The sequence below is a fragment of the Nocardioides salsibiostraticola genome, from assembly GCF_054783655.1.
In genome coordinates this window covers 46100-59792 of record NZ_BAAGQD010000003.1, presented here as the reverse complement: position 1 = coordinate 59792, position 13693 = coordinate 46100, and the positions used below count along the sequence as shown (strand labels likewise).

The 13693-nt window shown below is 67.5% G+C and carries 14 protein-coding genes; 4 read left to right on the top strand and 10 right to left on the bottom strand.

Going from position 1 to position 13693, the window contains the following annotated elements; all coding sequences use genetic code 11:
• Positions 1–64 precede the first annotated feature (64 nt).
• A complete protein-coding gene (locus ACYVLV_RS02660; RefSeq protein ID WP_460807486.1) occupies positions 65–874 on the top strand; it encodes an RDD family protein in 810 nt (269 codons plus the stop codon).
• A 47-nt stretch (positions 875–921) separates the two neighbouring features.
• Here ACYVLV_RS02660 and trmB read toward each other — a convergent pair whose 3' ends face one another.
• The 8 genes from trmB to ACYVLV_RS02620 form a co-directional block, all read right to left on the bottom strand.
• On the bottom strand, positions 922–1644 hold the full coding sequence (trmB, locus tag ACYVLV_RS02655) for a tRNA (guanosine(46)-N7)-methyltransferase TrmB (protein ID WP_460807485.1): 723 nt from the start codon (positions 1642–1644) through the stop codon (positions 922–924).
• A 2-nt stretch (positions 1645–1646) separates the two neighbouring features.
• Positions 1647–2000, bottom strand: a complete 354-nt coding sequence (locus ACYVLV_RS02650; RefSeq protein WP_460807483.1) for a DUF4190 domain-containing protein — start codon at positions 1998–2000, stop codon at positions 1647–1649.
• A 139-nt stretch (positions 2001–2139) separates the two neighbouring features.
• Entirely contained in the window at positions 2140–3333 is a 1194-nt protein-coding gene (gene tuf / locus ACYVLV_RS02645) for an elongation factor Tu (protein WP_460807481.1), read from the bottom strand.
• Between the two features lie 108 nt (positions 3334–3441).
• Positions 3442–5553 carry an elongation factor G gene (gene fusA, locus ACYVLV_RS02640; RefSeq protein ID WP_460807480.1) on the bottom strand — a complete coding sequence of 704 codons (2112 nt, stop codon included), beginning with the start codon at positions 5551–5553 and terminating at the stop codon, positions 3442–3444.
• Between the two features lie 138 nt (positions 5554–5691).
• On the bottom strand, positions 5692–6162 hold the full coding sequence (gene rpsG / locus ACYVLV_RS02635) for a 30S ribosomal protein S7 (RefSeq protein WP_460807479.1): 471 nt from the start codon (positions 6160–6162) through the stop codon (positions 5692–5694).
• Positions 6162–6536 (bottom strand): 30S ribosomal protein S12, encoded by a 375-nt coding sequence (rpsL, locus tag ACYVLV_RS02630; protein ID WP_056862063.1) that lies wholly within the window; start codon positions 6534–6536, stop codon positions 6162–6164. Before rpsL ends, rpsG begins: the two co-directional genes overlap by 1 nt.
• Positions 6537–6764: 228 nt before the next feature.
• Entirely contained in the window at positions 6765–7118 is a 354-nt protein-coding gene (locus ACYVLV_RS02625; RefSeq protein ID WP_460807478.1) for a DUF2530 domain-containing protein, read from the bottom strand.
• A gap of 13 nt (positions 7119–7131) precedes the next feature.
• Entirely contained in the window at positions 7132–7908 is a 777-nt protein-coding gene (locus ACYVLV_RS02620; RefSeq protein WP_460807477.1) for a DUF3027 domain-containing protein, read from the bottom strand.
• Positions 7909–8067: 159 nt separating this feature from the next.
• On the opposite strand from ACYVLV_RS02620, the gene ACYVLV_RS02615 reads away from it, so the two are divergent.
• On the top strand, positions 8068–9612 hold the full coding sequence (locus ACYVLV_RS02615) for an MFS transporter (protein WP_460807476.1): 1545 nt from the start codon (positions 8068–8070) through the stop codon (positions 9610–9612).
• Between the two features lie 90 nt (positions 9613–9702).
• On the opposite strand, the gene ACYVLV_RS02610 is transcribed toward ACYVLV_RS02615, so the two are convergent.
• Both ACYVLV_RS02610 and ACYVLV_RS02605 read right to left on the bottom strand, forming a co-directional pair.
• Entirely contained in the window at positions 9703–10098 is a 396-nt protein-coding gene (locus ACYVLV_RS02610) for a cold-shock protein (protein WP_460807475.1), read from the bottom strand.
• Between the two features lie 48 nt (positions 10099–10146).
• On the bottom strand, positions 10147–10758 hold the full coding sequence (locus tag ACYVLV_RS02605; protein ID WP_460807473.1) for an HAD family hydrolase: 612 nt from the start codon (positions 10756–10758) through the stop codon (positions 10147–10149).
• A gap of 158 nt (positions 10759–10916) precedes the next feature.
• Between ACYVLV_RS02605 and ACYVLV_RS02600 the strand changes: the two genes are divergently transcribed.
• Positions 10917–13067: a S8 family serine peptidase gene (locus ACYVLV_RS02600; RefSeq protein WP_460807471.1), complete on the top strand. Its 2151-nt coding sequence runs from the start codon at positions 10917–10919 to the stop codon at positions 13065–13067.
• Positions 13068–13110: 43 nt separating this feature from the next.
• On the top strand, positions 13111–13677 hold the full coding sequence (locus tag ACYVLV_RS02595) for a GNAT family N-acetyltransferase (RefSeq protein ID WP_460807470.1): 567 nt from the start codon (positions 13111–13113) through the stop codon (positions 13675–13677).
• The last annotated feature ends 16 nt before the right edge of the window (positions 13678–13693 follow it).

The window sequence follows — 13693 nt, the reverse complement described above, 5'->3', positions numbered from 1 at the left end:
GCTATACCGGTCGGGTAGTAGTAACGACGGTCAGTAACCAAGGAGAACGACCTAGACTGCGGGAGTGCCAGCACCGGAGTTCGCGACCCTGACGACCGATGACCTGGTGACCGGGGAAGCGGTGGCGCTCGACCTGCCACCGGCCGGCCTCGGGTCACGCATGGCCAGCGGTTTGATCGATCTGACGGTCACGGTCCTCACTCTGGCTGTCGTGCTCATCGTCTATGCAGTCGCTGCGGTGAACACCGACGATGCGCTTGCCACGGTGGCCGTCATCGGGACGGTGATCACCGTCTTCCTCATCATCCCGACGACGATCGAGACCCTGACCCGCGGCAAGTCACTGGGCAAGATGGCGGTCGGCCTGCGCACGGTCCGCGACGACGCGGGTCCCATCTCCTTCCAGCATGCCTTCGTTCGATCCCTGATCGGCTTCGTCGAGATCTACGCGTTCACCGGGGTGCCGGCGTTCTTCTCGATGCTGCTCAGTTCCCGCGGCAAGCGGCTGGGCGACTATGCCGCGGGCACGTACGTCGTACGCGAACGCGTGAAACTGCAACTCGCGATGCCGGCCGTGATGCCACCCCACCTCGCGGCATGGGCGCGGTCGGCCGACATCACCTCGTTGCCGGTCGGACTGGCCCTGGCCGTGCGTCAGTTCCTCGGTCGGCTGCCGAGCATCGACCCCGCTTCGGCGGCGACGATCGGGGAACAGTTGGCCAACGAGGTGCGGCCGCACGTCTCCCCAGCACCTCCGCCGGGCACCACGGCCGCAGACTTCCTCGCCGCGGTGATCGCCTCACGCCGAGAACGCGATCAGACCCGACTCCAGCGCGAGTCTGCGTTCAGGGATCGGCTCGTCAACCGACGCTGACCGCATCCGGCTCCCACGGACTACTCCACGGCATCAGGGGGCGGCCGTCATCGTCGGGTGTAGGTGAAGTCCGCGATGTCGCGGTCGACCTCGACACCCTTGCGTTCGAACTTCGTGACCGGGCGGTCCGCCCATCGTTCGACCGGTCCCCCGTCGAGAGTGGGTTCCGCGTCGAGCACCTTGTGCATCTGCTCGGCGTACGGCGCCCAATCGGTCGCCAGACGCCACCGGCCCCCGGGCTCGAGGCGATCCGCGACCAGCGCAGCGAACTGCGCGTCGACGAGACGTCGTTTGTGGTGCTTGGTCTTGGGCCACGGGTCGGGGAAGAACGTCCACACCTCACGCAGCGACGCGGTGCCGAGGGTTTCGGCCAAGCACCAGGCGGCGTCGACGGTGCAGAACCGGACGTTGTCGGCACCAGCGGCGGCAACCTCACCGAGACCGGCGGCCACGCCGGGCAGCCAGACCTCCAGCGCCAGGACGTTGCACTCCGGGCGTAGGGCGGCCAGCACACCGGTGGCCTCGCCGACCCCCGGCCCGATCTCGACGATCAGGGGCGCCTCGCGTCCGAACCAAGTGGTCCAGGTGAATCCCGGCTCGTCCACGGCTTCCTCGGGCACGACCCATCCCTCGTGGTGAGCATCCCAGGCGCGCTGTTGGCTGGGGGTGAAACGACTGCCCCGCCGGGAGTAGGACAGGATCTCCCGTTTACGGCGACCCTCCGGGGTCAGCCCCTTGTGCGGGCGCTCGCGTGACGTAGCGGAGCTCACCGCTAGACCGACGCGGTGCCGACCAGCACCACGATCATGAAGAGGATCATCAGCACACCAAGGACCAGCAGGACGCTGCCGATGATTCCGCAGATCCGCCCGGCCTGAGCCGCTCCGCGACCACCCATGCGTCCCTGCGAGGCGTCGATCTCACGAACGACCCTGTTGCCCATCACCCACGCGAAGGGGGCCACGACTCCACAGGCCACCAACCCGAGGATGCCCAGGATGAGCACCAGGGTCGACTGGGGGTGGTCGGCCACAGGGCCGTTCCCGTAGGGCTGCTGCCCGTAGGGCTGCTCTCCGTAGGGCTGCTGGCCGTACGGCGGTTGACCGGGGGCGTTGTACTCGCTCATGGCCGCATTGTCTCATCCACTTGGCCGCACGCGAGCCACGACGCGACCCCCCGGGAAACGACCCGAGAAACGACCCGAGAAACAACTCGACCCCGGACCAGTGGTCCGGGGTCGAGAGGTGAAACTGTGGATCAGTCGATCACTTGGTGATCTTGGTGACCCGGCCGGCGCCGACGGTGCGGCCACCTTCACGGATCGCGAACCGCAGACCCTCGTCCATGGCGATGGGCTGGATCAGCTCCACCGACATTTCGGTGTTGTCGCCCGGCATGACCATCTCGGTCCCGTCAGGCAGCGTCACGACACCGGTCACGTCCGTGGTACGGAAGTAGAACTGGGGACGGTAGTTGTTGAAGAAGGGGGTGTGACGACCACCCTCGTCCTTCGACAGGATGTAGACGGACGCCTCGAAGTTGGTGTGAGGAGTCGTCGTACCCGGCTTGATGACAACCATGCCGCGCTCGATGTCTTCGCGCTTGGTGCCTCGGAGCAGCAGCCCGACGTTCTCGCCGGCCTGACCCTCGTCGAGCAGCTTGCGGAACATCTCGACGCCGGTGACCGTCGACTTCTGCGACTTTTCGCGGATGCCGATGATCTCGACCTCCTCGTTCACCTTGACGATGCCGCGCTCGATACGACCGGTGATGACCGTGCCGCGACCGGTGATCGTGAAGACGTCCTCGACAGGCATGAGGAAGGGCTTCTCGGTCTCGCGCTCGGGGGTCGGGATGCCGGTGTCGACAGCCTCCATGAGCTCAGCGATCGACTCGCCCCACTTCTCGTCGCCCTGGAGGGCGGGGAAGGCTGCCACGCGGACCACGGGGAGGTCGTCGCCGGGGAACTCGTACTCGCTGAGGAGTTCGCGAACCTCCATCTCGACGAGCTCGATGAGCTCCTCGTCGTCGACCATGTCGCACTTGTTCAGTGCAACCACGATCGCGGGCACGCCGACCTGGCGGGCCAGGAGCACGTGCTCCTTGGTCTGCGGCATGGGACCGTCGGTCGCCGCAACCACGAGGATTGCGCCGTCCATCTGCGCAGCACCGGTGATCATGTTCTTGATGTAGTCAGCGTGACCAGGGCAGTCGACGTGTGCGTAGTGACGCGCCTCTGTCTGGTACTCCACGTGAGCAATCGAGATGGTGATACCGCGCTGGCGCTCTTCGGGCGCCTTGTCGATGTCTTCGAAGGCCGACGCGTCGTTGAGATCGGGGAACTTGTCGTGCATCACCTTGGTGATGGCCGCGGTCAAGGTGGTCTTGCCGTGGTCAATGTGACCGATCGTCCCGATGTTCACGTGCGGCTTGGTCCGCTGGAACTTCGCCTTAGCCACTGTGGGCTCCTCCTGGTGTGGTTGGTACTTGACTCGTACTTGATTTGGCTGAACTGGTTGAAAGTTGCCGAGGGTCCGCCCCGAGCAACCGGCTTCGCATGAAGACGGCTACTCGCCGCGTACCTTCTTGATGATCTCGTCGGCGATGTTCGAAGGAACTTCGGCGTACGAGTCGAACTCCATCGAGTACGAAGCCTGGCCGGAGGTCTTGGACCTCAGGTCGCCAACGTACCCGAACATCTCAGAGAGAGGCACACGGGCGTCGATGACCATGTCACCGTGCCGCTCCTCTTGGGCCACGATCTGTCCGCGACGGCTGTTGATGTCACCGATGACCGTGCCGAGGAAGTCATCCGGCGTGATCACCTCCACGGCGAACATCGGCTCGAGCAGGACAGGCTTGGCCATGCGGGCGGCCTCCTTGAAGGCCTGGTTCCCGGCGATCTTGAACGCGAGCTCCGAGGAGTCCACGTCGTGGTAGGCGCCGTCGGTCAACGTGTACTTGACGTCGACCATCGGGTAGCCGGCGAGGATGCCGAACTCCAGCGCCTCCTGGCCACCTTGGTCCACCGAGGGGATGTATTCCTTGGGGATGCGACCGCCGGTGACCTGGTTCTCGAACAGGTAACCCGCACCGAGACCGGTCTCGGGGTCGGTGTTCGGGCCGAGGTTGACGACGATCTTGGCGAACTGGCCAGACCCACCGGTCTGCTTCTTGTGGGTGTAGCTGTGCTTGACGACCTCCTTGCGGAGGGTCTCGCGGTAGGCGACCTGCGGCTTGCCGACGGTGGCCTCGACGCGGAACTCGCGCTTCATCCGGTCGACCAGGATCTCTAGGTGCAACTCACCCATGCCCGCGATGATCGTCTGCCCGGTCTCTTCATCGGCCTTGACCGTGAAGGTCGGGTCCTCGTCGGAGAGCCGCTGGATGGCCATACCGAGCTTCTCTTGGTCGGACTTCGTCTTCGGCTCGATGGCGACCTCGATCACCGGGGCCGGGAACGTCATCGACTCCAGGATCACCTGGTGCTGGGGGTCGCAGAGCGTGTGACCGGTCTTGGTGCCCTTCAGGCCCATCACCGCCACGATCTGTCCGGCGCCGACCGACGCGATCTCCTCACGCTTGTTGGCGTGCATCTGGTAGACCTTGCCGATTCGTTCCTTGCGGCCGTTGACCGAGTTGACCACGGTCGCGCCGGCCTCGAGCTTGCCCGAGTAGACGCGGACGTAGATCAGCTTCCCGAGGTGCGGGTCGGAGGCGATCTTGTAGGCCAGTCCCGAGAACGGCTCGTCGTCGGAGGGCTTGCGGATGACCTCCACGCTCTCGTCCTTCACCGAGTGGCCGACGATGCCGTCGACGTCGAGCGGGGACGGGAGGTACTTGAGGACCGCGTCGAGCAGAGGCTGAACGCCCTTGTTCTTGAACGCGGTGCCACAGAGCACGGGGTTGAGCTTGTCGGCGAGGGTGGCGCGACGGATGGCCGCTTCCAACTCCTCGACGGTGAAGTCGCCCTCGTCGAGATACTTCTCCATGATGGCGTCGTCGGCCTCAGAGAGGGTCTCGAGCAACTTCTCGCGGTACTCCGCGGCCTGCTCTGCGAGCTCGGCCGGGATGTCCTCGATGTCGTAGTCCTCACCGATGGTCGTCTCGCCGCGCCAGGTCAGCGCGCGCATGCCGACGAGGTCGACGACCCCGATGAAGTCGCCCTCGGCTCCGATGGGCAGCTGGAGGACCAGCGGTGTGGAGTTGAGGCGGTCGACCATCATGTCGACGCAGCGGAAGAAGTCGGCGCCGGTGCGGTCGAGCTTGTTGACGAAGCACATCCGGGGCACGGAGTACTTGTTGGCCTGGCGCCAGACGGTCATCGTCTGGGGCTCGACCCCGGCCACCCCGTCGAAGACGGCAACGGCGCCGTCGAGGACGCGCAGGGAGCGCTCGACCTCGGCGGTGAAGTCGACGTGCCCGGGGGTGTCGATGATGTTGATCTGGTGCTCTTTCCACCAGCAGGTCGTCGCGGCGGACGTGATGGTGATGCCGCGCTCCTGCTCCTGCTCCATCCAGTCCATGGTGGCGCCACCGTCGTGCACCTCACCGATCTTGTACGTGATACCGGTGTAGAAGAGGATGCGCTCGGTCGTGGTGGTCTTGCCGGCGTCGATGTGCGCCATGATGCCGATGTTGCGGACCTTGTTGAGGTCCGTGGTGATGTCGACTGCCACGTGCGTTCGTCCTTAGGATCAGAGTGCGGGGAAAGGTCTGGTGCGGGTGATGCGAGTGTGCGTGGTGCCTGGTTGCGGCGGGCCGCGGCTGGTGGGGCGAGGGGGTCACACGGTGCATGGACGCCCCCCGCCCTGCGATCACCAGCGGTAGTGCGCGAAGGCCTTGTTGGATTCGGCCATCTTGTGGGTGTCTTCGCGCTTCTTCACCGCGGCACCGAGGCCGTTGGAAGCGTCGAGGATCTCGTTCATGAGGCGCTCGGCCATGGTCTTCTCGCGACGCTCGGCGGCGTAGCCCACGAGCCAGCGCAGGGCCAGCGTCGTGCCACGGGTGCCCTTGACCTCGATGGGGACCTGGTAGGTCGCACCACCGACGCGACGGGACTTGACCTCGATGGCCGGCTTCACGTTGTCCATGGCGCGCTTGAGCGTGACCACCGGGTCGGTGCCGTTCTTCTCGCGGCAGCCTTCCAGTGCGGTGTAGACGATGCGCTGGGCAACCTGCTTCTTACCGTCTTGCAGCACCTTGGAGACCAGCTGGGTGACCAGCTGGGAGCCGTAGACGGGGTCGACGTCGAGCGGCCGCTTCGGGGCCGGTCCCTTACGGGGCATTAGCTCTTCTCCTTCTTCGCGCCATAACGGCTGCGGGCCTGCTTGCGGTTCTTGACACCCTGGGTGTCGAGGGAGCCGCGAATGATCTTGTAACGGACACCGGGGAGGTCCTTCACCCGGCCGCCGCGAACGAGCACGATGGAGTGCTCTTGAAGGTTGTGGCCGACCCCGGGGATGTAAGCGGTGACCTCGACGCCACTGGACAGGCGCACGCGGGCGACCTTACGCAGAGCGGAGTTCGGCTTCTTCGGGGTGGTGGTGTAGACGCGGGTGCAGACTCCGCGGCGTTGGGGCGAACCCTTGAGGGCGGGTGTCTTGTTCTTCGACACCTTGTCCTCGCGGCCCTTGCGGACCAGCTGGTTAATAGTGGGCACCTGGTGGTTCCCTTTCTTGGTAGCTCTCTGCGCCGGCGCCTTGCCGGACACGGTGATCTTGCTTGTCGCTGTGTGCCTTGTTGCTGACGGTGGTTCTCAGATGCGGCCCTGCCACCCCGGTTGGGTTTCGGGCACGCGCAACGGCCTGGTTGGACCCAGACACGAGGAGTGAGGCTACCCGCCGCTCACCCCCAGGGCAAAACCGTGGACGCTACCGCTGCGCCGCTATCAATCGCCGGGTTCGGCGCCGGGTTGCCCATCAGGCGGGCTAGCGGCCTGGCTAGCGGCTTGGCCTTCACGCCGCTCCCGGCCCTCGCGGCGCATTCGCCGGTGCCGCTTGCAGTACTCCAGCCCCAACAACCCCAAGCCGAAGCCGGCCAGACAGGTCCACAACCACCAGGTGTGATCGTCCTGCTCGAGGCGCCCGTAGAAGGGGAGCAGCCCCACGAAGGCAAGGAGGAACAGCGCGCTACCGATCTGGACGGCGCGGACGCCGTCGACGTCGAGGGGTTCGACGTCGGCGATGAGGTAGGTCTTGTTGCGGAACTCGCGCTGACCCGACCGCTCGTCATCCAGATCCATCGGGAACAGGTCTTCAGAAGGTCTCGACGTCGGAGGGCGTCAGGGTGTCCCAGACGTGATCGGGCACCGGGACCGGTGCGTACTTCTTGGCCAGCCGTACCTCGGAGTGCGCACCACATCCGTGGTCGTAGGACACCACGCGACCGTCGTCGTTGGCGTCGCCGTTCGCGCACACACCGAACAGCTCCGACAGGGGTCCGTTCAGACGCACCAGGAACCCGCAGTTGGTGCACTGGTCGCTGGCTGCCTCCGCGATCGGGGCGTCGGGACCTGCACCCCCGTCGTACCACCGCTCGGCGGCCGCATCACGGCCCTCGGGCGACAGGGTCCGGACCCGGCCCAGACCGAGTTCCTTGGCGACCAGACGGACCTGGGTCTTGTCGTCGGTGTCGAGCGGGTCGTCACCGAAGGAGTACGTCGCAGCCAGGCGTGGGTCGTCGTCGCCGACCGGCATGAGGTCACCCGGGGACATGTCACCCGGCAGGACGCGCTCGCGGTAGGGAACCCAGTCCGGCGCCACGATGGCTTCATCGCCCGGGAGCAGGACGATCTCGCAGATCGTCACGGTCTTCTGCCGCGACGCACGGGTGACGGTCACCGCCCAGCGCCACCCGACGTACCCGGGAAGCGTGCAGGCGAAGTGGTGGGTCACCACGCGGGGTCCGTCGACGACGTGGTCGAGGTACTCCCCCACGGCGGTGGCGTCGACCTCCTCCACGAGGGCGGCCCGAGCCTGGTCGGTCGCCGCAGCGGCGGGTCCGTCGGCCTGATTGCGCAGAAGCGTGCTCACGTCCGCATCATGTCTCACCGGTGGTGCTCCTGTCAGATCAGGTCATGCGTGGCGACTCCGGGTGAGATCGGCGCTCGGCCCCAGAGATTCCCGGATCGAACGGACCGTCGCGCGAGCCGAGGGCCGTAGGTGACCCAGGGGGAAGGCAAGATGGGGGTTGTGACTTCCGACCACCTCCACCCGCGATCATCGAGCACCGATGACCACGGGGACGAACCCACGCAGGGTCTTCCCGGAGAGGGGTGGGACGGTCCGCGCGAGCGACCGGACACCGCCACCTCCGCGGAACGTGCCCGTGCGGTGGGACGCGGGTTGGGGACCAGCGCCAGGGTGACCGGACGGGTGACCGGGCAGGCGGTGCGAGGTGTGGCCCGCGGGACCGGACGGGCGAGCCGGTACACCGTGCGGCAGGCCCGTAGGGCCGCCGACGCAGAGGGGGCCAAGCAGTCTGGGCTGAACCGGCTGATCCACCTGCACTCGACCAACGCAGCCGCCGACACCGCCGTGGCGATCTCCCTGGCCGGCACCCTGTTCTTCGCGGGAGCGACCAGCGAGGCCCGCAGCCAGGTGGCGCTGTTCCTGGGGCTGACGATGCTGCCCTTCGCCATCGTGGCACCCCTGATCGGACCGTTCCTGGACCGATTCAGCCACGGTCGCCGGTGGGCGATCGGCTCGACCTTCGCGATCCGCGCGTTCCTGTGCTGGGTGCTGGCCAGCGCCGTGGCGTCGGAGTCCGCGTTGTTCTACCCCGCCGCCCTGGGTGTGCTGGTGTCCTCCAAGGCGTACGGCGTGACACGGGCGGCCGCCGTACCCCGACTGCTGCCTCAGGACGTCGAACTGGTCAAGGCCAACGGCCGGGTGTCGTTGGCGGGGATCGTGGGCGCCGGGTTGTCCGCGCCGATCGCGGGGGCCATCGCGGTCTTCGGCGGAGAGGCGTGGTCGCTGCGCTTCGCCTTCCTGGTGTTCGTACTGGGCACCGTCGCCTCGATCCGCCTGCCCGACAAGGTCGACTCCAGTGCCGGCGAGCAGTCGATGAGCATGCGCCTGGAGGACCCGCAGCAGCCCCAGAAGCCGGCGCGACCCGGTCGCACCAGTCGCACCGGCCGGACGGGAACGCGCATCCCCGGGGCCGTCGCTTTCGCTCTGCGCGCCAACTGTGGCCCGCGCTTCCTGTCGGGTTTCCTCACCATGTTCATGGCGTTCCTGTTGCGTGAGAACCCGATCGACGGCTGGGAGGACAGACCGGAGTTGTTGCTCGGGGTGGTCATCGGCGCCGCGGGGCTCGGCAACACCCTGGCGATCCTGTCCGCCTCGGTGCTCAAGCAGATCAACCCCTCCGTCATGGTGGTGGTGGCGCTACTCGCCGATGGCGCGGCCGTGCTCTTCGCCGCGCTCTTCTACGGGCTGATCCCCCTCGCAGTGCTGGGGTTGACCGCGGGCCTGTCCCAGTCCCTGGCGAAGCTCTCCTTGGACTCGACCATCCAGGCGGAGGTACCTCCTCAGGTGCAGGCCAGCGCGTTCGCCCGTAGCGACACCACGTTGCAGCTGGCGTGGGTCATCGGCGGTTTCGTCGGGATCGCGCTGCCCCTGATCCCCCGGCTCGGGCTGGGGGTCGCCGTGGCCGTGCTGGCCATCTGGACCTTCTTCGTGATCTCGAGTCGCCCACGCACGCGGCGAAGCCGGCCCGTGCCCTTCCCCGTGTAGGCGCTGGGGACCCGAAGTTCGCCAGATGGGGACCCGAAGTTCGCCAGATGGGGACCCGAAGTTCGCCGGATGGGGACCCGACAGCGGGCCTCAGAGGTCGAGTTCGTCGGCGAGCGCGCGCAACAACTTCGCCGTGGGCTTCGCCGATCGGGCTTCGGGGTGCCGACCGTGACGGTAGGCCTCCCCCACCCCGTCGAGCAGCCGGATGAGGTCCTCCACGATCGCGGCCATCTCATCGGGGGTCTTGCGGCGCGCCTGGGACTGGTTGCGCGACACCGAGGCCGGTGACTCCAGCACACGCACCTGCAACGCCTGGTCGCCGCGGCGGCCCTGGGCGATCCCGAACTCGACGCGGGTTCCGGGCTTGATCGTGGTCATGCCGTCCGGAAGCGCGTCAGCGTGCACGTAGACGTCCGGTCCACTCTCCTGGGAGAGGAACCCGAAACCCTTGGCGTCGTCGTACCACTTCACCTTGCCACTCGGCACGGCTCGATCCTTCCGGCAGTGCCCGGCTTCTCCGGGCGACGGCACACCTTAAACCACGTGCGTCGACAACCACGACGGGAATTCGCGGAGGTCCTCCAGCACTACGTCGGTGCCAGCGTCGAGCAGCTCCTCCCGGGTGCAACCCCCGGTCAGCACCGACACGCTGAGCACCCCCGCGGCCCGGGCGCCCTCCACGTCGTGGACGTGGTCCCCGACGTACATCGACGCCGATTCCTCGCGCAGCACCGTGGCCTTGCCGGTCCCCCAGACCCACCCCTCGAGGCGGTCGACGTCCAACTCCAGGTGGTCGAGGTGCAGTTGCGCGTTTCGGGGGTACTTTCCCGTCACCACGAGCACCCGCCCCTGGTGGTGTCGTACGGCGCGAATGGCGGCTTCGGCCCCCGGGAGGAGAGGAATCGAGCCGATCGCGTGCTCGGGGTACAGCGCGCGGAACCGGTCTGCGGCTGGTTCGATCTGCTCGCGCGGAAGGTGGCCCTGCAGCATCTGCTCCAGCGGGGGTCCGAGCCGCGAGACCAGGTGCGCGACCGGGAACTCGACCCCGAGCTCCTGCCCGAGCACCTCCAGCACGGCGGCGAACCCCGGGGCGGTGTCGATCAGCGTCATGTCGAGGTCGAAGCCGACCACCAGCGCAGCGCTCACACTGCGACGGTAGCTCTTCGGGTCAGGCCCCCGGCATCAGCTTCCCGGTTTCGTTGGTCTGACTTGACGATGTCGGTCACAATGGTGGGTACGCCTCTCGATCCTGGCTGGCTCCCGATCCCCCGATTCTCCGACGCAACGAAGGAGGGCACTCCCCTGTGAAAAGACCGACGTTCATGTCCCTCCTGGCCACGTGTGTGCTCTCGCTACCGACCATCGCGGTGGTCGGGGCGCTCGCGCCCGCGGCAGGTGCGGCCGAGGGCGACGCCGATCTGTATCTGGTGACGCTCGACGGACCGGGCGTCGCGGGCGATCGGACCCAGGTCCCGAGCATGTTGCGGACCGTGCAGATGAAGGCGGATCAAAACGCGTTGCTCCGATCCGTCGAGGCCCCGCGCCCGACGTACACCTGGACATACGCGCTGAACGGTTTCGCGGTCGACCTGACCGAGCAGCAGGCCGCTGACCTCGCCGCCGATCCCGGGGTGGCGCTCGTCGAACCGAACTCGGTCCGACCACTCGCCTCGACCAGCAGTTTGCAGGCCGAGGCCATGGCCGGCTCGGCAGCCAGCTCCGTCCCGTCGCCCGGACAGGGCGGCGAGGGCACCGTGATCGGTTTCGTCGATTCTGGATTGGCGCCCGAGAACCCCGTGTTCACCGACGTGCCGGGTTTGGGCCGCCGCCCGGTCGACTTCCAGGGTCGTTGCGAGGACGGAGCGCCCGGTGAGGACTGGAACTCCGAGGTGTGCGACGGCAAGGTCGTGGCCGCCCGATGGTTCGTCCAGGGGTTCGGCCAGGATGACCTGCGGACCTCCTCGTCACTCTCCCCTCGCGACACCGACGGGCACGGCACGCAGATGGCATCCATCGCCGCTGGCAACCCGGGGGTCTCGGTCCGCGTGGGTGAACAGCGTCTCGGGAACTTCGATGGTGCCGCTCCTCAGGCCCGGTTGGCGATCTACAAGGCCTGTTGGACGGCTCCGGACCCCGATGACGACGGGTGCGCCACCGCGGATCTGGTCAGCGCCATCGATCAGGCCACCCGCGATGGGGTCGACGTACTCAACCTGTCGGTGGGCGGGCCGTCGGGCTTCGACACCGTCGAACGAGCGCTCCTCGGTGCAGCCGAGGCCGACATCGTGGTCACCGCGGCGGGCGGCAACACCGGCAGCAGCGAGTACGCCGCCCACCCCAGCCCCTGGGTCACCACGGTCGGTGGCACCCAGACCAGCGAGCGTCGCGGCCGGGTCGTGCAATTGGGCGAGAACGGCAGCCAGCTCGAAGGTGCCATGTCGTCCACGACGGGCCTGCCCGCAGCGCCCATCGTCGCTGCGGCCGACGCCCGCGCTCGCGGCGCCAGCCTGTCCCGGGCTCGGGCGTGCGCTCCCCAGTCGTTGGACACGGCGGCCGTCGCCGGACGCATAGTCGTCTGTGAACGAGGGTTGATGGGTCGTATCGACAAGTCCGCCGCCGTCGCGCTCGCCGGGGGTGTCGGCATGGTGCTGGTCAACCTGAAGCCTCAGTCGGTCGACGCCGACCTCCACCGCGTGCCGACCGTCCACCTGAGCGCGTCCGCCGGTCGCACCCTGTCGGCCTGGATGTCCTCGCAGCCGCAGCCTCGCGTCGAGCTCCGGCCCCTGGGCCTGGTTCGGGAACAACCGGTCGTCCCTGACTGGTCGGCTGTGGGTGACCCCAACGGGGGTGTGTTGAAGCCCGACCTGGTCGCCCCCGCCAACGGGGTGCTCGGAGCGGTCCCCTCAGGGCCCGACGGCATCTCCTGGGACTTCGTCTCCGGGACCTCCGCCGCGAGCGCCCACACCGCTGGGGTCGCAGCCCGCCTGATCAGCGAGCGGGGCTTCGATGCCGCCCAGACACGGTCTGCTCTGGTGACGACGGCTGCTCCGCTGGCGGGAACCTCGCCGCTGCGCAGCGGTTCGGGTCTGATCAAGCCCAAAGAGGTGGAGACTCCCGGTTTGGCCTACGACGTGGACAGGTTCGCCTACCGCGAATGGTTCACCGGTGAGCGCGATGAGTTGAACACGCCGTCGATCCTGCTTCGCGGCAACCAGACCGAGGCGACCCGGTCGATCACCAACCTGAGCAACCGGGCCCTGTTCTTCTCCTCGCGTGCCGTCGGCTTCCGACGTCAGGTCCGCGTCACCCCTGCGGCGGTTCGCCTGGGTCCCGGCGAGAGCGCGGAGTTCACCCTCACCACCCAGGGTGCCGGCAACCGGTCCGACGACGGGTACGTCGTGTGGCGCGGCGCCCGCGGCACCACCACGCGCATCCCCGTCCTCATCACGCGCTGACCATCCGCGGGGCAAGCCGGTTGAGACCGCTTACGGTGATCCGATGAGCGACCCTGTCGGCCCGCGGTCCTTCCCGATCCGGACGGAACGACTTCTCCTGCGGCCCTGGGCGGAGACCGATGTGGAGGCAGCGCTGCCGTACTACAGCGACCCCGACGTGGTCCGCTACCTGCTGCACGAGGTGCTCGACCGGACCACCATGACCGAACGGATCGCGATGCGCCGCGAGAGCATCGCTCCTGCGGTGCCGGGCGACGTACTCAGCCTGGTCGTCGAGCACGAGGGAGCACTGGTCGGCGACCTGATGCTGCGGATGAAGGACGGCGAGCCGCCGGCGACCGCCGAGATCGGCTGGGTCTTCAACCCCACCTACGCCGATCGCGGCTTCGCCACCGAGGCCGCCTCGGCCCTGATCGACCTGGGGTTCGAGCACTACCGCCTGCACCGGATCTTCGCGATGCTCGACCCGCGCAACGATGCTTCCACCCGACTGTGCGAACGCCTCGGCATGACCAGAGAGGCCCACCACCGTCGCGACTTCTGGACCAAGGGCGAGTGGACCGACACCTACGTCTATGCCGTGCTGGTCGAGGAGTGGGCGGTCCGCTGAGTCAGAGCAGACGTTG

Excerpts from the sequence above, each read along its gene's own strand:
- ACYVLV_RS02625 (WP_460807478.1), bottom strand. The coding sequence starts at position 7,118 with ATGGATCTGGATGACGAGCGGTCGGGTCAGCGCGAGTTCCGCAACAAG.
- ACYVLV_RS02650 (WP_460807483.1), bottom strand. The coding sequence starts at position 2,000 with ATGAGCGAGTACAACGCCCCCGGTCAACCGCCGTACGGCCAGCAGCCC.
- ACYVLV_RS02595 (WP_460807470.1), top strand. The coding sequence starts at position 13,111 with ATGAGCGACCCTGTCGGCCCGCGGTCCTTCCCGATCCGGACGGAACGA.
- rpsG (WP_460807479.1), bottom strand. The coding sequence starts at position 6,162 with ATGCCCCGTAAGGGACCGGCCCCGAAGCGGCCGCTCGACGTCGACCCC.